Below are 21,322 nucleotides of genomic sequence, written 5' to 3'. Positions count from 1 at the left end.
CCAAATTAGTTTCATCCGGTATTAATTCTTAACTAACTTATTCCAAAGCAAACTTCCCGGCGTTATAAAATGGAGGATAAAATCATGGCAGATCCAAGAGAAATTCTCGGTTCGATCGCCATCATCTACCGGAGCCATCTAGCTTGTATGGCAAAATAATTCGAAGCTTACAGGATAGGAAGCGGACAATTTGATTTTTTTTAATGGTTTTATACCTCAAGGATGGCATATCGCAGGAAATTCTTGCAAAAACGCTTAAAGTTAGCAAAGCAACAAGTACAAGATCGATCAAGAACCTGGAAAAAGAAGGTTACGTGTACAGACAAAGAGATAAAAATGACCTTCGGGCTTATAGGGTTTATCTAACTGAAGAAGGAAAGGAAGTAAGAAAGGTGATTCTGGAAAAATTGGTTTTTTTGCCGATATGCTCCTTTCGGATTTCACAATTGAAGAAAGAGAACTTCTCAGGCGGTTGATTCGTAAGGCTTCATTTAAATTTCATGAATCGGAATTCAAGCTCCTTATTTTTGACAGGCTGATCGATGAATAAGCGCGATAAGAAGTTAGTGGATTTGTTCGATTGTCATCGACTATCTGTTATAGAAAGGATAATCTGATTTTCAGATAATCTCCGTACCTCTTGTTATCTTAAAATAGGTCTTTATGAATACTGATAGATATGAAAATGCAGATTAACGGAAAAGCTGTGGACGCATGCAGCGGCGAATTTTTCGATATCATAAACCCGGCAACAGGTGAACTTATTGACCGGGTACCAAAAGGCACGGAAGATGATGCGGTAATAGCCGTTGAATCGGCATCGTCAGCTTTTAATGGATGGGCTTCCACATCTCCGCAGCAAAGAGCCAGGATTCTTTACACAGCTTCGGGAATTGTAAGACAGAGACAGGATGAACTTGCCTTCCTGCTTACTCGGGAACAGGGTAAACCTCTTGCCGAATCTAAAAACGAGATAGAAGGTTTTGCACATGTCCTTGAGTATTATTGCGGGCTTGCAAGCAGTTTTCACGGAGATTTTGTTCCAGTTCATCAAAATGGATACGCTTTTACTGTAAAAAAGCCTCTGGGAGTCTGTACAGCCATAATTCCCTGGAATATGCCTGCACTTATTATGGCATGGAAAATCGGCCCTGCTCTGATCTCAGGAAATACGCTTGTCCTGAAACCTGCAAGCAATACCCCTCTTACTAACCTTACCCTGGCTTCTATCCTCAGCGAGGCAGGGCTTCCGCCAGGTGTGCTCAATATCGTTACAGGCCCTGGTGAGGTTGTGGGAGAAAGCCTGGTTAAGAGCCCGAAAGTTAAAAAAATCTCCTTTACCGGAGAAGCGAGAACAGGGAAACGTATAGCCGAACTTGCAGCCGGCGGGATGAAAAGAGTAACCCTTGAGCTAGGGGGAAGTGATCCAATGCTGGTCTGTGATGATGCTGACCTTGAAGCTGCAGTCGCAGGAGCCCTAAGGGGAAGATTTTACAATTGTGGGCAGGCCTGTACTGCTGTAAAAAGGCTGTTTGTTTTTGAATCCGTAGCAGAAAGATTCATAAAAAAGCTTGAAGCAGGCGTCCGAAATTTAAGGGTTGGAAACGGGCTGCATGAAAACATCGATATGGGACCCCTTAACAACCGCAGGCAATGGGAGTATATAAAAGAGCTTGTCGCAGATGTCGAAGAAAAGGATGAGGGCAGGATAATTACAGGAGGCAGAGTTCCAGAAAGTAGCACCTGCAGTAAGGGATATTTTTTCGAGCCTACGCTTATTGTAGATGTTCCCAGGGAATCCAGGCTCCTGAAAGAAGAAGTGTTTGGTCCGGTCCTGCCTGTAGTCCGGGTAAAAGACCTTGATGAAGCAATTGAAGAAGCAAATAATACCTGCTATGGGCTTGGCGCCTCTATCTGGACAAAAAACCTTGATAAGGCTCGTGCAGGATGCGAACAGTTGAATGCAGGAATTATCTGGCTTAATCAGCACCTTAAGGTTGCTCCTGAAGTTCCTTTTGGGGGTACCAGGGAGAGTGGGATTGGAAGAGAAAACGGGCCTGATGCTCTTTCTGAATATCTTGATCTGAAAACAATAATGCTAAAGATCTAAAACAGTAATGCTGAAATCTAAAACAGTAATGCTAAAAATCTAAAACAGTAATGCTGAAATCTAAAACAGTAATGCGGATATCTAAAACAGTAATGCTGAAATCTAAAACAGTAATACTAAAATCTAAAGTAGTACTGCTAAAAACTTGATATACTCAGTAAAAAAAGCTTCAAGAAAGCCCTGACAATCAAGACTGATAAAATAAAGATTTTTCGATGAGCTAGTTAACATGTAGCTCATCGGACCTTTTTCTAAAAAACCGTATCAATAAATTATAAAACTTATCGAATCATAAAATTTATTTTTTCTGATATTTGGGCAGAAGTTGCATAAATTCGGAAGCTTCCATAACCGGCACGCTGTCAATTACGCAAACATCCGACCAGGGCAAGTTGAAAGCTCCATAAGCTTCGGCACTTTCGGCTTCGTAAAGGATGTAATAGCGATTTCCGGAAAGGTCAACCCACTGGTTAATGATATCGATTCCTTCTGGAATCTCCAGTTTCTTAAAATGCTCAAGGATCTTATCGCGGTTCGAAGGGTCCCAGGTACTAACGTCCATGAATAACATCTTTTACCACTCCTCTTATTTTATGCTGCCAATACCCCTTCCCGGAAGCCAGGGCAGCTTTTTATAGCATCCGGGATCTCTTTGAGAGCAAAGCTCAAGGGAAAACAAGTCTATTCTCCTGTGCCATCTCCACAAATGCGGATTTGACCAGCAAGCCCCCAAATGCCGACTAACGGCAGAAGTCCAGATTTTTTAGAGTTTTACTGTCTTTTCCTAATTCATCATTGCTTAAATCCCCATAAATGATAAATCCGAAAGGACAGGTAATCATGCAGAACTTCTTTCTGCACGCAGATACAGACAATATATTATCATCCCTTAGCCTATATAATAGTTAGTCCTAAAAGACTATATTAAGTCCGGGGGCTTCATCAGGCGCACAAAACTTTTAATGAAAATACAGGAAATGAAAAACATAGGAAATAAAAACATAGGAAATGAAAAACATAGGAAATAAAAACACAGGAAATAAAAACACAGGGGGCAGGTTTCTCAGTCAAGCCAGCAAACCTCGCACTTCTCTTCTTTTTTCGTGAAGAATTTTGCAGCTTCAAACCCGGCTTTTACAGAGCCGTTCATGCTTCTTTCCGGATAATTGGTTGATGAGAACATTCCTGCCAGGTAAAGTCCAGATGGGCCTGGAGCAAACGGCAGAACCTTTTCAAGGTACCCCTGTTCATATACAGGTGCAGTATCCATTCTTCGGAAGAATTTCGTCCAGTGGATATCGTTTCTTGAGAAATCAGGAAACATATTTTCCAGGCCATTCAGGTAAGAATCCAGAACTTCGTCTTCCGTCTTCAGCCAGAGAGCATCGTTTTCATCCTGGAAATAGGAGGTTACATAAACGAGGTGTTCTCCATAGTCCTCAAAAGGCATAAAATTGGTGTGCTCAATTACGGCTCCAAAAGGCACGTCAGCTTTTATGTTCAACCAGTAATTCCCATCTTTCATAAGCCCTTTTTCAAGTCCTATAAGGGCACACGCAGTTCCTTGATACCGAATATCCTGCAGGGTCGCGTGAAGTGTCCCAAGTTTGCCTTTCGTAAGGATATCCAGTACTCTGGGTTCAACAGTTGAAATCACCGCATCGCAGGGTATGAAATCCCCGTCTGCCACCACTCCCTGCACTGTATTGTCTTTGATTATTATTTCCGTTATTATTTTATTCTGTAAGATCCTGCCTCCCTTTGCAGTGATTTCCTTTGCCAGAGCTTCTATAAGAGAATTAAAACCTCCTCTCAGGTACCCCAGTTTTTCCCCTTCTTTTCCCCTATCTGACCTTATTTTCACACGCCCTATAAGCCAGGCTGCAGAAACGTTTTCAGCATTTTCACCGAATTTGCTTTTCATGAGAGGAGCAAAAAAGTTTTCGTATACGGATTGTCCCGCAGTGTCAAGAATCCAGGTTTTTGCCTTTATTCTGTCGTAGGAAGTCGTATCATTTATTAGCTTTATTCTGAGCACCAGCAGCCCAAGTTTTACCAGATCATTAAAAGAAAGAGGTTTAAACCTTAAAATTTCAGCAGGGGTATTCATGGGATAGTTTTTACCGTCCACAAAATAGGCGTTTTTTCCTTTAAGCCACAGCATTTGACCTTCAAGCCCCAGTTCTCTGATCAGGTCAAGAAGCTCTGAATCACTCCTGAATATATGGTGATAATATTTCTCTATAAAGTACTTCTTTCCAGCAAAATCCTGACAATAACTTGCAGCCATCCCCCCGATTTCCGCATCTTTTTCAAAAATAACAATCTCATTCGATTTGCAAAGCTTATACCCGGCTGACAGCCCTGCGAGCCCACTTCCTACTATTACGATTTTCATACCCAACTTTTCCCTTATCTGTTACTTTTAAACAGAATCTTAATGCCCCTTAAGAAATCAAACAGATTTCAAACAGATTTCAAACAGATTTCAAACAGATTTCAAACAGATTTCAAACAGATTTCAAACAGATTTCAAACAGATTTCAAACAGATTTCAAACAGATTTCAAACAGATTTCAAACCCCTATCTCAATAGAAAAAAAGCTAAAGTGTTATATCTCTTTTTCCACAAAAGTTCTTATACAATAGTTCTTTGAAAACCCCTTAACCTATCGATGGGTTTTACCACATATATACTTTGAAAACCCCTTACCCTGTCGATGGGCTTTACCACTATATATCCTTTGAAACTTATATTAGATAAGCAGATATATTATAGTCAAATTATAGTCAAGGACCAAAATTTCGTCACCAATCTGAAGTAAAAGGTTAACCACGAAAATCACGGAAACCACAGAAAAGGAAATATGGGTCCAATTCTTCCGTGTTTTCCACGTTTCCCATGGTTAGAAAGTAAGTGCAAATACTTACGTTAAGGACTATAGTTGAGAATCTCTCCAGATAATCCGGAGGCTTGAGGGGTAAAGGGGTGTATTACGACCAGGAAATAAACTCCGTTTTTGAAGAGTTTGGAGTCTCAGAAGCAGGTTTGAGTTCTGAGGAAGCCGAAAAAAGGCTTGAGGAGTATGGTGAAAATGAACTTAAAGAAAAAGAAAAAGTTTCGGTCCTGCAGCTCTTTATCTCACAGTTTAAAAGTATCTTGATCATTATTTTGATAACGGCCTCCATTGTTTCGGCTCTTCTTGGGGAGTTCGTTGATGCAATAGTCATTATTTTTACGGTATTTCTTGCAGGAATTCTCAGCTTCGTGCAGGAATATCGAGCCGAGAAAGCAATTGAGCTTCTAAGGTCCCTTACCTCACCGGAAGCGACTGTTATAAGGGACGGGGTTGAAAATAAAATTCCCTCAACGAATCTCGTTCCTGGAGATCTGATCCTTATTCAGACCGGAGACCGCATTCCAGCCGATGCCAGGATAATCAAAGGGTTCAATCTTAAAACTGACGAATCCTCCCTTACAGGAGAATCCGTGCCGGTTCAGAAAAGCATAGAAGCCCTTCCTTCCGAAACTCCTGAAGCTGACCGGACAAACATGGTCTACACAGGAACTGCAGTTGCTTACGGAAGAGGCAGTGCCATTGTTACTGCAACCGGAATGAATACGGCTTTTGGGGAACTTGCCGGGCTTCTGGGGACAATAGAGAGGTCCAGAACTCCTTTACAGGAAAGCCTTGACAAGTTCGGCAGATGGATTGGTACTGCGACTCTTTTAATTGTAGCTTTTGTTGCAATGCTTGGGGTTTTTTACGGATTTCCTCTCCTTGATATGTTTTTATGGGGTGTTGCTCTTGCGGTTGCTGCTATCCCTGAAGCTCTCCCTGCGGTTGTTACAGTAGGGCTTGGGCTTGGGGTGAGGCGTATGGTCAAAAGGCACGCCCTTGTAAGAAAACTGCCATCCGTAGAAACGCTTGGAGCCACAAATGTTATCTGTTCGGATAAGACAGGCACGCTTACACAGAACAAAATGACAGTTGAAAAAATTTGTGTTAATAAGCAGGTTTTGAAAGTTACGGGAGCAGGATATTCTTCTGAAGGAGAATTCTTTAATGGAGATGAAAAAGTTTCTACAGATGATCCCCATCTTCAGATTCTCTTGATGGGAGCTGTTCTCTGTAACGATGCTGGTCTTTTTAAGGAAAGTGATAAATGGGAGATCAAAGGAGACCCTACGGAGGCAGCTCTTGTGGTTGTTGCTGCAAAGTCAGGGTTCCATAAAGTTGAGCTTGATCAAAAATATCCTCGCCTTGGAGAAATACCCTTTTCCTCTGAAAGAAAAAGAATGACTACCTTCAATAAACTGGAAGCCGATTCTGGCAGCTTACCTGTAAAAGGACTTACTGCTTTCTCAAAGGGAGCCCCTGAAGTGATTCTTGGCTCATGTACGAAGATTTTTCTTGACGGTGAAATAAAATCCTTATCTTCCGAAATGAAGCAGTTGATTGAAGAAAAAGTTAAGGAAATGGCTGATCAGGCCCTCAGGGTTATGGCTATTTCATTTCGTCTTCTGGATGAGGAACTCGATATCGAAAAATCTTCTTCAAAAGATCCCCCTTCAGAGAGAATAGAAGAAGATATGGTCTTTTCAGGTTTAATGGGCATGAGAGACCCTCCAAGAGAGGAAGTAAAGGTTGCAATCCAGAAATGTGAAGATGCAGGCATTAAAACCGTAATGATAACAGGAGACCATAAGATTACGGCGTCTGCAATTGCAAAGGAACTGGGGATTTTAAAGGAAAACGATCTTACTCTTACAGGCTCGGAGCTTGATAGCCTTGGGGATGTCGAGTTCGAAGAGAAGGTAGAGAAGGTTTCGGTTTATGCCAGGGTCTATCCTACTCATAAGTTAAGAGTAATAGACGCCCTTAAGAAAAAGGGCTATGTCGTAGCAATGACCGGAGACGGGGTAAATGATGCTCCTGCCCTTAAAGCTGCAGATATGGGAATAGCTATGGGAATTACTGGCACGGATGTCAGCAAAGAAGCCTCAAGCATGATCCTTACGGATGATAATTTTGCGTCGATTGTTGCAGCGGTTGAGGAAGGGCGAAATATATTCAAAAATATTAGAAACTTCATCACTTACGGACTCTCAGCCCATATCGGTGAGGTTCTCATAGTTCTCATTGCTATCCTGGGATGGCAAATCCTGCCTCTTATTGCTGTTCAGATCCTCTGGATTAACCTGATTACGGACGGGCTTCCTCCGATGGCCCTATCAGTTGAGCCTCCTGACAATGGTATTATGAGACAGAAGCCAAGAAACGTTGAGGAAGGGCTTATCACCCGTCGGGAAATATCAGCTAGTCTGGGAATTGGAGGGTTGATTGCGCTCCAGGCTCTTCTCGTTTTAAACTGGGCTCTTGACAGAAATTTCTCTATTGAGAAACTCCAGACCATGATCTTTACGCTGGTAGTTTTCTCAGAGATGTTTAACGCCTTTAACTGGCGGTCTGACCGATACTCGATCTTTTCCCTGGGGCTTTTTACGAACAAACCTCTGGTTTATGCAGTCCTGACAACAATAGTTCTGCAACTCGTGGTAATTTATGTTCCTTTTTTCCAGACCGCTTTTCGGACCGTTCCACTTTCTCTCTTTGAATGGGGAGTGGTGCTGTCTCTTGCTTCTACCACGCTGATCTCAATGGAACTCGTAAAATATTTCTCAGGAAAAAGTTCTCAGAAAAAAAATTAAGAGACTTTTTAAGAGACTTTTTATTGTCTTCTTGTTTTTTTAGCGATGTTTGCCAACTGTCATTGAAATAAATACCATATTTTGATGATCCCGGAAGATATCAAAAGTCTCTATTTTAAAACTGGGTTTCTAAAACCAGTACTTTGCACAGTTAGGGCCGCGTCTTTCTTTTTAAGGTGTTTACGTATACGTGTTAATGTAAGAGTCCTGCAACTGCCGGATATATTTTTCAATATGGGGTTTATATATAGGATTTATTTTGTAGATTATGCTTCTTCCTTCTTTTATCTCTATTATAAGGTCATTTTCTTTGAGATTCTTCATATACCAGCTAATTGTTGGCCTGGAAACTCCAAATTCTTGTGCAAGAGCTACATTCGTGTTACAATTTCCATTTATTATCTCTATAATTATCTTCTGGTTAGTTAAGTTTTGAAGAACAGAAATAACTTTTTTTTCATCCTCATTGTAAACAAGAAGATTTTCAAAATACCTTGTCTTCACACCGTCTTTATAGGATTCAATCTTTTTATTAGCTTTAAGGGTTTTAATGTGATATTTTACTATTTCTCTATCTAAACCAACCTGTTCTACAATTTCACCAATATATGCTCCAGGTTTGGTTTTTATATATCTATAAACTCTAAAACGGCTGGAATTTTCAAGTACATTCCCAGGATTTACAATTCGATATCCAACTATTGAGAAAAAAAGCTTTTTAGGGTAGAAAAGGTCGACTGTGGCTAAAATATACATCATACCAAGCCATAACAGAAACTGCCAGTAGGGTATTTCAGTGACCTCAAGCTCTGTTACTTCTTCTCCGTTAATTGGGACTCCTACCTGGTCACTTGAAATGGGTTGTACTATATACTCATGAGCCTCAGATGTTGATATTAAAAGAACAAATGAAAAAAATAATAAACAGAAGATGAGCTTTTTTTGAAGCTCAATGGTGCGCATAGACTTTAAATGTGTAATCCTCATTTCCATGGACAGATACACCTTTTACCTTGAACCTCCAGACTCCCGATTCCATACCATATCGAGAGGATATCTTGAGGCTTATTTTACCGTCTACTCCTTTTGGATCATCCTTATCATAGTAGGTCCTAAGAATGTGTCCTTCAGGGTCATAGGGACTAAGGGACAGTTTACTTTGTGTATTTCCCCAATTCAACATCAAGGTAAGAGCAGTTGTTCCTGAAGGGACAGTTGCTTTGTGAACTTTACTCTGTCCCTGTTTTATGTATGTCATTATGGCACCTCTTCTTCGTCCTCTTCTTCCTCTACCAAAATGGGGGAAAGTGAGATTTCAGAAACAGGAGACATTTCGTTCAAGCGTTCGACAATGTATTCTTTTCCGGTAGAAGTCAAAATAACTTCCCCATGTGAGTCTACTAAGTTCGAAGTTGTCAAAGTATCACCAAAAAAAAGGTGAAAAAAACGGTATATAAATCTTTTGACTAAGTATTAAATAAATAAAATCACAAAATTTTTAAAAATTGTATTTTATATTTAGTCTACTGTTTAAGGTACAATTTTTAACCATGAAGTTGATTATACCGGATTGTTACTAATCAGGCACCTTGAATCGGCATCTTAAGCCGTAATTAAAAATGTTTGACATTTACAATATACTTCAGTCTGTTTTGTAAACTGATGTCAAATGATGTCATTTTTTGATTTTGCGATGAGTTTCTTATTAGAGAAAGATCCATATGGAAAAAATCGATATTAGTTGACTTATTTAGGGTACCTATATAGTAACACCGGGTTTTATCTATAATGTACACGAGTCATATTTTTTCATAAATGAAATTTTTCGATATATTTATTAAGTATACTAACATAACGCAATCTCTTTTTCTCTATATTGGGAGGGATCACTATATATATTCAAATTATTTAACAGTTTTATTGTTAACCTCTGTAGAATCCCTGGTAATTCATGAAACTTCTCCCTATCGCACTACAGATCTTTTGGTACATTGCCAAATTTTCTGGCAATATCCAGAATTTGTGAGTACCAAACATCCCCTACATAGGCATTTCCACATATTGGTTTCTTTTCTGAATTCTCGTTATCATTACACTGAACCCAACCAAAATCTCTCATGAGCCTAAAGCTCTCATCCAGTTGTTTTGCACCGCACTCTATTGCATGATCAACTGCATAGACAAACTCTGCCCGGTGCGGATAGGAAACAGCAAATAAAAAGAAATGGATAAAGAAGAATGAATATTTTCGATGAAAGTGCCTCCAAAAATTGAAGAGTTTTTTGAAAGTGAAAAATTTTGCGCTGAAATTTTTTGATGGCTAAACATTAGCTACTTTTATGACTACATCAAAATAAGTATAAAGATAAATTCAACTTTATTTGTGATTAGTTCAGGTTTTAAGTTCAGGTTTAAATAATTAATGAGAAAACAAGCATTGTGGGGCAATCTACTATGATTGCAGCATGCATTTTGTGATCATAAAAAGAGTTCATCCCAAAACAAGGCTCATTTTCACATCAAAAAGAATCAGGATTAATTTCATATTCTAACTGGTTGATCATTCAGAGTTTGAAAATTTGGAGACCCATTCTAAATTTTGTTGGGATAAACTCATACTTTATGAAAGCCGTAATCAAGAGAGGTATAGGATCGAAACAATGAGAACCAGAGATATTAATAATGCTTCAAATATCGAAAAAAAACTTTGCGGCTACCTTTACGGCACCGCCTGCGCGGATGCCCTCGGACGTCCGGTAGAACATCTAACCCTTGAGCAAATCCAAAAGAAGTATGGGGAGGAAGGAATCCTTGAACTCCCACCCAATTCTCCCTGGACTGATGATACCCAGTTAATGCTTGTACTTGCTAGGGCTCTGCTTCGAGGAGCAGAACTTGAACTTCCCGATCTTATGGACAAGATTGCAGAGGAACTTGTACTCTGGCTGGATGAGCCTGATCTTGGTGCAGGAGCAACTACCAGAGGCGCAGCCCTGAACCTTAGGGACGGAATTCACTGGAGCAATTCCGGACTAAATTCAAAAACCTGCGGAAGCCTGATGCGGGCCGGAATCCTCGGTTTCATTTACAGAGATGATCCAAAGAAACTGGTTAAAGTTGCCCTGGCTTCAGGCCGGATTACTCACTCTCATCCAGTTGCAGAAGCTGCTTCTCTTGCAGGAGCATATGCAGTGAAACTGGCCCTTGATAGGATAGAACCCAGGGAAATGTTTGAACCGCTTCTTGAGGTAACTCAGGGAATCTCTCCGGAATTCACTCAGGCACTGAAAAGTTCCTATATCACGGCTTATAGTGACATCGAAGACGAAGAAGGTTTGAAGAAACTCGGGCAGGGATGGTATGCGGACGAAACTTTTGCCCTGGCATACTTTTGCATATTACGTTATCCGAATGATTATAAAAAAGCAATCCAGACCACAGTGAATATTACCGGAGACTCGGATTCGGTTGCAAGCGTAGCAGGAGGTATTCTTGGAGCCAGACTGGGAGTTGACGCAGTGCCTATTTCCTGGATTGAAGCACTTAAGGAGAAAGAAATACTGGAGGAAATGGTCGGGCCTTTGCTTGAAAAATATTTTCAGCTTTCAGGACGTAAATTGAGGTCTTGAAATTTGATTGAACTATTGAGGTAAATTTGAGGTTTTGAAGTTAAATTGAGGTCTTGAAGTTAAATTGAGGTCTTGAAATGGATTTTTCCGAAAAAAATGGTTCTCCAGGAAGAAACGTTTACTCTGAAAAAAATGACTGTTTTGAAAAAGATTCTCCTGAAAAAGATCTCTTTTCCGGAAAAGGGGTCTACTGTTTGATATTCGAAAACCGGAACTGCAAGATTGAGGTAGGTAAAAAGGGCAAGTTCTCTTTCAGTCCGGGGTTTCATATCTATGTAGGGTCTGCTCTGGGGCCAGGTGGCCTTAAAAGATTACAGAGGCACATCAAACTTTCCAGAAATCGTGACCGAAATCCCAGATGGCATGTGGATTATCTTCATCTGAATTCTGCTTTCAGGTTAGTTTCTGCAGTTTATGCTTTTACTTCTAAGCGGCTTGAATGTGAAATTGCCAGCAGGATCGGAGGCGATTCGGTGTCTGGCTTTGGGTGTACAGACTGTAAGTGTAGTTCTCATCTTTTTTACCGAAGCAAAAATCCTCTATCAGAGATTACTGAAGTTTTTGAAGCCTCTGGAATTTCTGCTTTTGTACTGAAACTTTAACCCTGGATCATCTTTTTTCTGTACTGTAGGAAAGTTTAAGGTAAAGCAGAATTTATTATATTATCAAAAAAATAGAGTTGTTTTAATCAGGGGATGTCCAATGGAACAATTCTCTTTTATTGCCTGCATGCCTGATATACCAGGAGCACTGCACAGGGCAGCCGAAATTATCACGCGGTACGAGGGAAATATTAACAGGATTCAGTACGACCGCAGGATAGATACACATACTGTTTTCTTTGAAGTGACTGCTCTTCCTCAGGCTTATGAAAAAATTCGTGAAGAACTGGAAAAAATAGGATATCTCCAGACTTCCCTTCAGCCTGTAGCTTTTGTGAAGTTCCATGTATATCTCCCGAACTGCCCTGGCGCTTTATTTGACCTCCTGAACGATATCACTTCATCGAAATCAAACATTACTTTTCTTGATTTTGATGACCGAGGACAGCATCCTGAAAGGCTTGTCGTAGGCCTTCACATTGAGGACCCTAATATGATAGATGCCTTCCTGAATCAGCTTAAGTCCAGATACAGGCTAGATATTTTAGAATATGATACCACCGGGGAAAAACTTGATGACACGGTATTTTATCTCAGGCTGGCACAGAAGCTCAGGTCGTTTATCGGGAGTGCTGAAGATGCTTTTTTGATGAGGTTCTTGCAGGACATTAATCATATTACTCAGGAACTCTCAAACCTTCAGAAAGATCCAATTGAGATTTTTGAGAACATCCTGAAAGTTGGGGAGTACCTTAACCGGACTTCAGGAGACAATTTTTATGCCGATGTACAGAGGGTCAGAATAAAGGACGATATCGAACTTTTCTGTTTTCAACCTCCCTGTGGGGGAAACATCTATCTTTTTGATACCCCTTCCGAAAGGGTTATGATTGACACAGGGTATGGAATTTATTACCCGGATCTCGTGAATATGCTCCAGCACTACGAGCTTGGAGATCTGAGCCGGCTTAAAAGGATTTACATTACTCATGCCGATGCTGACCATTGTGGGGCAGCCGGTTGTTTTCCCGTACCTTCCTACCTCAATCACGAAACTTTTCTGATCACACGGGAAACCAGCAGAGCCTATGGGTCAAGTAATCAGGATTGGATTCTGGAAGAGGTTTATACAAAGATAATTAACCTTTTTTCCAGATTTACTCCCCCTTCAAATACGGTTCTCTTTCCCGAAGTCTCCCTCTCAGACAAAACAACCGAAAAGCGAGGCGCATTTCCTGTTATCGCTCGGTTCCGGATCGGCGACATGGAATTCGAAGCCCTTGAAGGGATGGGCGGGCATATGCATGGAGAAGTCTTCTACCTCTGCCCCGAAGAAGGGCTGCTCTTTCCTGAAGATGCGGTGATTAATTTCAAAAGCCTGAGCCCTGATAGAACTGCATATAATGTTCTGGCTGATTATCTTATGACATCGGTGAATGTTGACAGCAAGCTTGCACGGGAAGAACGACATGCCCTTCTTTCCCTCATTTCCGAGATTGATGAACAGCTCGCCGGGAAAAACAAAAAATGCCTTATCTGCTGCGGCCACGGTTCAGTATCCGTAATGAACAATGGAAAACTTGTCGAATACACAGGTTCTGAGAGATATATGGCAGGGCAGAAATGTATTTCTAAAGAAAATTTGTGAAAATTTAAACAAAAAGCAAAAAATCTCAAAATCAAATCTCAAAATCAAATCTCAAAATCAAATCTCAAAATCAGATCTCAAAATCAGATCTCAAAATCAAAAGAAACAAGATTCATAGGCTGCAGACCACAGATCACAGATCCACATACCACAGATCCACATTTCCGTTGTTTTTTTTTCAGGGTCCATTCGGATTTTTCTAACTTTAGAAACTCAGTCGTTCTAATCTATAAAGGGTAAATTCGATCTCTTCTACGCCCAATATCAATGTATTTCCCGCGGCGGAAAATATCTTTAAAGAGTGATATTGCTGTGTCTAAAAGGCACTACAAAAATCCGGCCTGAAGAGTTTCGAAAAGTATTGGGTAAAATAGATGCGAGGGGTGCGATTCGAACGCACGAATTCCTACGAAAATGGGTCCTAAGCCCATCGCCTTTGACCTAGCTGGGCAACCCTCGCACTGATGTCTGATTTTAGTATTTCATTTAATATGTTTTAATTTATACAAAATAGGAAAAAGAGCAGTTCAGATTTTCTAATTCGAGAATTATTTAATGCGCCGACCGGGATTCGAACCCGGGTTTTGGGCTTGGAAGGCCCAAGTCATAGCCGCTAGACCATCAACGCAAACTGCAACACATCTAGAGGTATTTGTCATATATATTCTTTTCGCTACCAGAGTCCCGTCTTGAGAGATTAGGAGTGTCTGCGTTGAGAAACTCTAAAAAACATTTTTCTACGCGTGTATTTTTTGTGATATAGTAACTGGATGAGTTAAGTACAGATATTCGTTTGAGACTGTCCAGGGGGGGTTAAAACTGGATATTATGTACAATCTATCATTAATGAGTAAGCTCATTTCAACACCAATTTTATCCCCAAATCCATAAAGTTTTCATAACTATTTTCATGATTCAAAGATCTATTGATTGTTTGGAATTCGGGGTTCTAGGAAGTGATTTTGATTTTTGGGATCCGCTCGATGTGAAAATTTCCCACGTATGCTGGCGTTCCGCAATATCTCTTAATATTATATAGATAGTTTTATCTTATTGTCAACCTTCGATTTTGAAACGAAAATATTTTTTGAACACATATATTTAAGAGTATATTGTAGAAAATATACTCTCCATAAGTCTATTTTATTACACTGTTAAAACCAGATTTTTTCATTGATTTCTCTATATTTTTATTAATTTTTTAATAAAAATATCTTTTTTTCTATACTAATCTCTCAAAATATTATTATTTAACATCCAAAGCGATATAACACTTGAAATGTAACAATAATTTATCCCTGATGAGGGGGTAACAAATGCTATTTATTTGTGCTGTAATAAGCAAATATCTAATCTTCCTGGCCTATTGTCATCTTAATTTCTTATTTTCTTGTTCTCTTACTCTTGTTCTCTTACTCTTGCTCTCTTACTCTTGTTCTCTTACTCTTGCTCTCTCATCCTCTGAGTCTCTTGTTTTTGTTTTCTATCGGTATATCTCTATGATGTAGAATATGTATCTCGTCTACTAACCTTAATATAAATTTCAAAAGAGACTTTCACTTTCTAACGATCTGGTTCCAGACTTGACATAAAAATTGTTCTATTCTGGGGTTTGTTTCCCTGGGGTTTTTTATTCCAGAATTCTTTACTCCTGAGTTATTCGCCCCTAAGTTCTTTATTCATGAGTTACTTACATATGAGTTCTTTAATACCAATTCCTATACTTATGAGCCCTTTAATCATGAGATACTCACGTTTAAATCCTTTAATTTTGAGTTCCCCACTTTTGAGTTCTTCGTTCCTAAGTTCTTTATCCCGGATTTTCGGTCAAGCAATTTCCTATAACTTGCATATTCTTTTGTATAACTGACAAAATATCCAGAGCTTAACAAAAAGTTAATGTAATGATCGTGTTATACGGAGTTTAAACGAACACAAAAGAGAATACTGCTCGCACTTTTTCTTACTGCTGGTCTGTTCTGGCGTGTGCGCTTTGGAGTGTTCTTTATAAGGCTGCACGATATTGAGTCTGCAGATAGTCGTTTTGTAATAGTTAGGTTCTATCTAATCTCTCAGCTCATATCGGGCAAAAGGTAAAATTCCAAAACTAATTATAAAATTCCAGAAAATAATTATAAAATTTCAGGAAAATAATGGGAAATTCCAGAAAATAATGGGAAATTCCAGAAAATTATTCAATATGGAAATCTTAAGATGGCCCCCAAAATGACAGTTTTTGAACTAAGGGACGAAAATAATGAGAACTTGAAGGTTCATCTAGAATATACAGGCAGCTCCCCTTCTAACCTTGCCGAAGGAAACAATAAGTATTTACGAGACTGTGTTTCTGAACTTAAGCTTGAGGCGAATAAGATCGTTACCAGATGCCCGTTCAAGTACACGGAGTAATATTGATGAATATTGAAGAGTGGGAAGAATACAGATATGTTGAATCAGGAATAAATAACTTCATTGATCAAATGAACGAGTCCAGCTTAAAAAAAATGGTAGAACATGTCTGTAATACCGGAGGAAAACGAATTAGACCAATAATCCTCCTTCTCTCCAGTGAGATCTGTTCAGGTTCATACCAGCAGAGCCTCAATGCAGCTCTTGCTATCGAAATGATGCACTCGGCTTCCCTCATCCATGATGACCTGCTGGATCAGGGGCTTGTTAGAAGAAACCTGCCTTCAGCCCCTGAAAAATTTGGCCCTTCCAGGGCTCTTCTTTGTGGCGATTATCTGATTGCAAAATGCTTTGAGTTTATTTCTCCATATGGGGAACAAGTGGTCCGAGACTTCGGGAAAGCCGGGATGGATATGGCTGAAGGAGAAGTCCTTGATCTGAAGCTCGATAAGGACAATTTTGGAGAAAACAACTATTTCGAATGCATTTACAAGAAAACGGCTTCTTTATTTGCCATCAGTGCTTCCATAGGGGCATACACTGGAGGGGCTGACGAAACTCTGGCCAGGCGTTTTAATGTCTTTGGAAATTGCCTGGGAACTGCATACCAGATTGTTGACGATATTCTTGAGTTTCTTGAAGTGGTCGAAGGCAAGGAATCGAAATTCACATCTGAAACTCTGCCGCATGTTTACATGAAGAATATGTCAAAAGAAGAAGCAATAGAAAAATCTATAGAAGCTGTAAAACTGCGTGTTAATGCCGCAAAAGAGACACTGTTGACATTTAATGAATGTCCGGCAAGGGACAAACTCTTTCAGATTACCGATTATATAACTGTTGATATGCTTGAGATTGTTTAATGCTCAGCTTTTCCTGAAAAATGAACTGTGACACTGCCAAATTTCCAGTATCTAAAATGGAAAATAATATTATTTAATTATCTAATCTAATAAGTTCTCTAACTTCTAATAAGTCTTCCAATTTTTGCCAACAACTTTACCAGGTGTATCCATGCGAGTATATGATAGTCCGGTGCTTAAGGTAAATGCCAGTACAGAAAACGAAAAAATTGTGCTTGATACAGAAGGTCCTCTTTCCCAGCTTGCAAAGCCTTTCCTCAAACGCATAAACAACATTTTTGCAGAAGAAAAACCCATTTCAGTGGATGAAAATGAGATTATTTTTTCTACATGGATCCCACCTATTCCGGGGCCTGTTTTCAGCCGGGTGATAGGTGCTGAGATTGCAGCTATCCGGAAAAAAAGGGTTCCTGACCAGTTCTCAATAGGAATTACGGCTCGTTGTCCTAACCGCTGTATCCACTGTGGGGCAGCCGGTATCAAGCCAGAAAAAGAGCTTACCCTGGATGAAATTTCCGGAGCTGTAGACCAGAGCCTGGAGCTTGGGTCTTATCTTATTTCTTTCGACGGCGGGGAGACCATGCTTCGAGATGATCTTGTAGAGATGGTAGCCAGAGTAGATAAATCCAGGGCAATTACTACCTGTCTCACCTCAGGTTTCAAGCTTTCCGAAGAAAGGGCAAAGGATCTGAAAGCCGCAGGGTTATATGCATCAAGAATTAGTCTGGACAGCCCATATGAAGCCGAACACGACCGTATTCGGGGCCGAGAAGGTGCATACAAAGATTCAATCACCGGAATAAAAAATTCAATCAACGCCGGGATACTGACTGATATGTTTGTGGTTGTTTCTCCTCACAATATCGATGACCTTGAAGAATTTTACAACCTTGCATTTAACCTTGGAATGCATGAACTTTCAATCTATGAAATTATTGCAGTCGGACGCTGGCTTGAGCACGAAGATGAGGTAATAGGGGAAAACGATGTCTCAAGGCTTGAGAAATTCCAGAAAAAAATGAACTCTAAACCTGAAGGCCCCAGGGTAACCGCGTTTCCGTATTTCCTGGGCCCGAGTCTTTTTGGGTGCTTTGCAGGAAGACGGTGGGTGCACATTGCTTCGGACGGGGAAGTAATGCCGTGTGCCTACACTCCTCTCTCCTTTGGAAATATCTGTGAAGAGCCCCTGGAAACTATCTGGAAGCGTATGGGTAAGCACAAAGCCTACAAAAAAGATGATGCCGCATATTGCATGATGCGCAACCCTGATTTCAGGAAAGAATATATCCATACAATACCCCAGGGCGCAAAGATCCCTTACCGAGTTAAATAACATTTTTTATGTTATTTTTTAACTTTATTTTTTCAATTGTTAACTTCAGTAATAAGTATTTTTATAGCTTTTTTCCTGAAATAATCAGTTTTCCTTTGAAAACTGGTTAATTTTCTATGTCAAATTTTGAATACTGATGTTTGCATACTGGATCTGTCTGTCTTCTGAGCCTGGACAAAAGTCCATTTTTCAAAAGTTAACTTTTGATGGTTTGATTTTCTCGAAAATGGACTTGACTAGATAAAAATTTTCACAGTTTTGGTGGAATAAAGCAACTTATCATTATTACTCAAAAAACCCATTAAAAGCTTTTATTTTAGAAAAAAGAGGCCAAAATTCCTTGAATAAATTGATTCATTTATAATTTTTTAACTGACTTTAATAGAGTTTTGAATATATTCTCCATATTTTACTTGACTTATTCAGGTTACGCTTCACACTTTTTTTTCAGCACTTTATTTGATAATTTTTCGATACTTAATTATATTTCACTGTCAGTATTCAATTATTTTTTACTGTTATATTTAATCTTTTTCATTTTAACCTTATATTTTGCTATTTATATTATTAATTTTCTTAAAAATATCTTATAACTTGGATATGTAATGATTTTTCGTTATAGTTCTTCGACTCTTCTTTGATAAAACCGAAGCTGTTATATAGTTCTTTCGCGAAGGATTTGTTAACTACCTCCATTGGAGTAGGGATTTTTAATTATTAATTTATATATTAAATTTTGAGAGACGGAGATTCACATGGCTAAAAATGAAATCTTATCTGAAATCAAAAAAGCAGAGGAAAGCGCTAAAACAATGGTTGACGAGGCCATTGAAGCTAAAAACAGGCGTATCTCCGAAGCTCGGGCTGAAGCCAGGGAAATCCTGAAACAGTCCGAAATCGATGCACATAAAGCTGCACAAGACTCTTTTAAAGAGGGTGAAAAAAAGATCCTGGAGGAAAAAGATAAGATCATAAACGATGGTGAGAAAAACGCATTAGCCATGTCCCAAAAAGCTCAAGCTAACATCGACAAATCCGTCAATTACCTAGTACAGGAGTTTGAGAGGGCGGTCCTTAATGAGTAGACCTAAAGAGATGACAAGGGCCGTTATTGTCGGGCACAAAAGCATTCTAAAAGAAACCATCGATGCATTACATGATACAAATCTTTTTCACGTCGAAGACTTTGTCGAAGACGAGTCTGGTTTTAAGATCAGCAAGCCATTTAAAAACGCAGAAGAAGTCTCTAAAAAGCTTGTGAAGATCCGCTCTATCGCCAATTATTTGGGGATTGAAAGCAAAAAACCGGTAGTTCAGAAATCTGATGCTGTTCTGCGTGAACTTGACTCGAAGTTAAATGAACTGGACAAGACAATTTCAGCTAAAACGGAATCAATTTCCCAGCTTGAAAATGAATTAAAGGATATGGATTCCCAGAAAAGGGAAATCATGCCTTATCTGCCCATTGATCTTGACTTTGAATATTATCGTGGTTATGAAAACCTCAAGGTTTTCGCAGGCACTTTAAAAAATAATGTAGAAACAAGTCAGATTTCAAGTATCACCCAGGCTTACGAACTGTACTTTGATTCCCAATCAAAAACAGCGGTACTGTTTGTAGCTAAAAATGATGCCGATAAAGTTTACGAATTACTTCAGGGTCTTGGATTCAAAGAGCTTAGAGTTCCGGAAAGAGGTGGTGTCCCAAGCGAACTTTTGAGATCCATTGAACAGAGAGAAGCCGACGTCACTAGAAGGATCGAATCCTTAAAGGGCGAGATCGAGTCCTTGAAAACAAGGTACGCCGATTTTATCCTTGCAAGCGACGAAGTCCTGAGTATCGAGAGTCAGAAAGCAGAGCTGCCTCTTAGAATAGCTACATCTGAAAACGCATTCATAATCGATGGATGGACTCCCACCGAGAGTTATGACAAGGTTGTCAGTGTAGTTAACAGTGCCACTAAAGGCAAGGCGTACATCACCAGCCTCGAAGTCCATCATGAGGAAGAAGATGATGCCCCTGTCGAGTACAATAATTCAAAAGTTGTGGCACCGTTGCAGCAGGTTATGGATCTGTATTCTAGACCTAGATATTTCGAAATTGATCCATCTTCAGCGATATTCATTACTTTCCCGCTGATCTATGGAATGATTCTCGGAGACATCGGATACGCACTGATACTGGGCACGATTGCACTGGCTATTAAAAAAGCAATGAAGTCAGATGCAGTTAGTGATCTCATGAATATTCTTATCTATTGTCAGATTTGGTCTATATTCTTTGGACTTATTTATGGTGAGTTCCTTGGATTCCCTCTGGCGAGTACGCATGAAGAACAAGGTTTACTTCCGTTCTGGCATACAGCGACCCTGTTCAATTCAATCGGAGGAGAGGCATTTACTTTCCCAATTCACAGGGCTCACATGGTAATGAGTATGATTGCACTAAGCGTCTTCGTCGGACTGATTCACTTAAATCTCGGGTTCTTGTTCGGATTTTCAAACATTGCAAGGCACCACGGGATGAAACACGCTATTCTTGAAAAAGGCAGTTGGATGATTATTGAGCTTGGTGTACTTCTTGCAGCTGTTGGTTATTTTGGCGGTTCAGCATTGATGTATGTCGGTGCTATTGTTCTTGTTCTTGGAATTGCGATGCTCGCTATGGGTGAGGGTATCGCTGGTGTGGTCGAATTGCCGTCTCTTATGGGTAACGCTCTTTCGTATGCCCGTATTATTGCAGTCGGTCTTTCTTCGATTTATATCGCAGGTACAGTAAATGATATCGCCTTTGAAATGATCTGGTCTGATCATTCTCAGATTGGTTTCGCGGCAATAGCTGCAATTATCGTATTTATACTCGGACATGGTCTTAACACTGTTCTGAGTATTATTGCTCCCGGACTGCATGCACTCAGGTTGCAGTATGTAGAATTCTTTGGAAAATTCTATCAAGGCGGGGGCAGAAAATTCAACCCATTCGGATATATAAGAAAATACACGGAGGAATAAAAA

Annotated in this window: 16 protein-coding genes and 2 tRNA genes; 11 read left to right on the top strand and 7 right to left on the bottom strand. The window is 39.8% G+C overall.

Annotated features, from left to right (window positions below; genetic code table 11):
* The first annotated feature begins 203 nt into the window (after window positions 1-203).
* Window positions 204-476, top strand: a complete 273-nt coding sequence (locus FXW07_RS05125; protein WP_229394504.1) for a MarR family transcriptional regulator — start codon at window positions 204-206, stop codon at window positions 474-476.
* A gap of 203 nt (window positions 477-679) precedes the next feature.
* Complete coding sequence (locus FXW07_RS05120) at window positions 680-2,110, top strand: aldehyde dehydrogenase family protein (RefSeq protein ID WP_229394503.1); 1,431 nt, start codon at window positions 680-682, stop codon at window positions 2,108-2,110.
* A 298-nt stretch (window positions 2,111-2,408) separates the two neighbouring features.
* Here the strand turns inward: FXW07_RS05120 and FXW07_RS05115 are convergent, their stop codons facing one another.
* Window positions 2,409-2,681, bottom strand: a complete 273-nt coding sequence (locus FXW07_RS05115; RefSeq protein ID WP_011305536.1) for a DUF3303 family protein — start codon at window positions 2,679-2,681, stop codon at window positions 2,409-2,411.
* Between the two features lie 492 nt (window positions 2,682-3,173).
* The gene (locus FXW07_RS05110) at window positions 3,174-4,508 is read right to left on the bottom strand and encodes an NAD(P)/FAD-dependent oxidoreductase (RefSeq protein ID WP_229394502.1); all 1,335 of its coding nucleotides are present in this window, start codon (window positions 4,506-4,508) and stop codon (window positions 3,174-3,176) included.
* A 576-nt stretch (window positions 4,509-5,084) separates the two neighbouring features.
* Between FXW07_RS05110 and FXW07_RS05105 the strand changes: the two genes are divergently transcribed.
* On the top strand, window positions 5,085-7,823 hold the full coding sequence (locus FXW07_RS05105; RefSeq protein WP_255678712.1) for a calcium-translocating P-type ATPase, SERCA-type: 2,739 nt from the start codon (window positions 5,085-5,087) through the stop codon (window positions 7,821-7,823).
* Window positions 7,824-8,003: 180 nt separating this feature from the next.
* Here the strand turns inward: FXW07_RS05105 and FXW07_RS05100 are convergent, their stop codons facing one another.
* Genes FXW07_RS05100 through FXW07_RS05090 form a run of 3 tightly spaced genes read right to left on the bottom strand, consistent with a single transcriptional unit; the run spans window position 8,004 to window position 9,242 of the window.
* Window positions 8,004-8,816 carry a winged helix-turn-helix transcriptional regulator gene (locus tag FXW07_RS05100; RefSeq protein ID WP_229394501.1) on the bottom strand — a complete coding sequence of 271 codons (813 nt, stop codon included), beginning with the start codon at window positions 8,814-8,816 and terminating at the stop codon, window positions 8,004-8,006.
* Window positions 8,773-9,081, bottom strand: a complete 309-nt coding sequence (locus tag FXW07_RS05095) for a hypothetical protein (RefSeq protein ID WP_229394500.1) — start codon at window positions 9,079-9,081, stop codon at window positions 8,773-8,775. Before FXW07_RS05095 ends, FXW07_RS05100 begins: the two co-directional genes overlap by 44 nt.
* Window positions 9,081-9,242, bottom strand: a complete 162-nt coding sequence (locus FXW07_RS05090) for a hypothetical protein (RefSeq protein WP_229394499.1) — start codon at window positions 9,240-9,242, stop codon at window positions 9,081-9,083. Before FXW07_RS05090 ends, FXW07_RS05095 begins: the two co-directional genes overlap by 1 nt.
* 1,241 nt (window positions 9,243-10,483) lie before the next feature.
* Here FXW07_RS05090 and FXW07_RS05085 point away from each other — a divergent pair.
* The 3 genes from FXW07_RS05085 to FXW07_RS05075 all read left to right on the top strand — a co-directional run bounded on the left by FXW07_RS05085 (window position 10,484) and on the right by FXW07_RS05075 (window position 13,702).
* On the top strand, window positions 10,484-11,452 hold the full coding sequence (locus tag FXW07_RS05085) for an ADP-ribosylglycohydrolase family protein (protein WP_229394498.1): 969 nt from the start codon (window positions 10,484-10,486) through the stop codon (window positions 11,450-11,452).
* 77 nt (window positions 11,453-11,529) lie between these two features.
* A complete protein-coding gene (locus FXW07_RS05080) occupies window positions 11,530-12,054 on the top strand; it encodes a GIY-YIG nuclease family protein (RefSeq protein WP_229394497.1) in 525 nt (174 codons plus the stop codon).
* A 100-nt stretch (window positions 12,055-12,154) separates the two neighbouring features.
* Window positions 12,155-13,702 (top strand): MBL fold metallo-hydrolase, encoded by a 1,548-nt coding sequence (locus FXW07_RS05075; RefSeq protein ID WP_229394496.1) that lies wholly within the window; start codon window positions 12,155-12,157, stop codon window positions 13,700-13,702.
* Window positions 13,703-14,077: 375 nt separating this feature from the next.
* Here the strand turns inward: FXW07_RS05075 and FXW07_RS05070 are convergent.
* Window positions 14,078-14,162: transfer RNA gene (locus FXW07_RS05070), tRNA-Leu, on the bottom strand.
* 96 nt (window positions 14,163-14,258) lie between these two features.
* Window positions 14,259-14,330, bottom strand: a tRNA-Gly gene (locus FXW07_RS05065).
* 1,598 nt (window positions 14,331-15,928) lie between these two features.
* On the opposite strand from FXW07_RS05065, the gene FXW07_RS05060 reads away from it, so the two are divergent.
* From FXW07_RS05060 to FXW07_RS05040, 5 genes are all read left to right on the top strand, one after another.
* Complete coding sequence (locus FXW07_RS05060) at window positions 15,929-16,111, top strand: hypothetical protein (protein ID WP_157206112.1); 183 nt, start codon at window positions 15,929-15,931, stop codon at window positions 16,109-16,111.
* Window positions 16,087-16,974 (top strand): geranylfarnesyl diphosphate synthase, encoded by an 888-nt coding sequence (locus FXW07_RS05055; protein WP_229394495.1) that lies wholly within the window; start codon window positions 16,087-16,089, stop codon window positions 16,972-16,974. The genes FXW07_RS05060 and FXW07_RS05055 overlap by 25 nt, the downstream gene beginning before the upstream one ends.
* Before the next feature lie 151 nt (window positions 16,975-17,125).
* The gene (locus FXW07_RS05050) at window positions 17,126-18,307 is read left to right on the top strand and encodes a radical SAM protein (protein ID WP_229394494.1); all 1,182 of its coding nucleotides are present in this window, start codon (window positions 17,126-17,128) and stop codon (window positions 18,305-18,307) included.
* A gap of 755 nt (window positions 18,308-19,062) precedes the next feature.
* Window positions 19,063-19,392: an ATP synthase archaeal subunit H gene (gene ahaH, locus FXW07_RS05045; protein ID WP_048122509.1), complete on the top strand. Its 330-nt coding sequence runs from the start codon at window positions 19,063-19,065 to the stop codon at window positions 19,390-19,392.
* Complete coding sequence (locus FXW07_RS05040; protein ID WP_229394493.1) at window positions 19,385-21,319, top strand: V-type ATP synthase subunit I; 1,935 nt, start codon at window positions 19,385-19,387, stop codon at window positions 21,317-21,319. The genes ahaH and FXW07_RS05040 overlap by 8 nt, the downstream gene beginning before the upstream one ends.
* The last annotated feature ends 3 nt before the right edge of the window (window positions 21,320-21,322 follow it).

The organism is Methanosarcina sp. DH1, from assembly GCF_020804205.1.
GTDB lineage: Archaea > Halobacteriota > Methanosarcinia > Methanosarcinales > Methanosarcinaceae > Methanosarcina > Methanosarcina vacuolata.
This window is presented reverse-complemented; position numbering and strand designations above follow the sequence as displayed.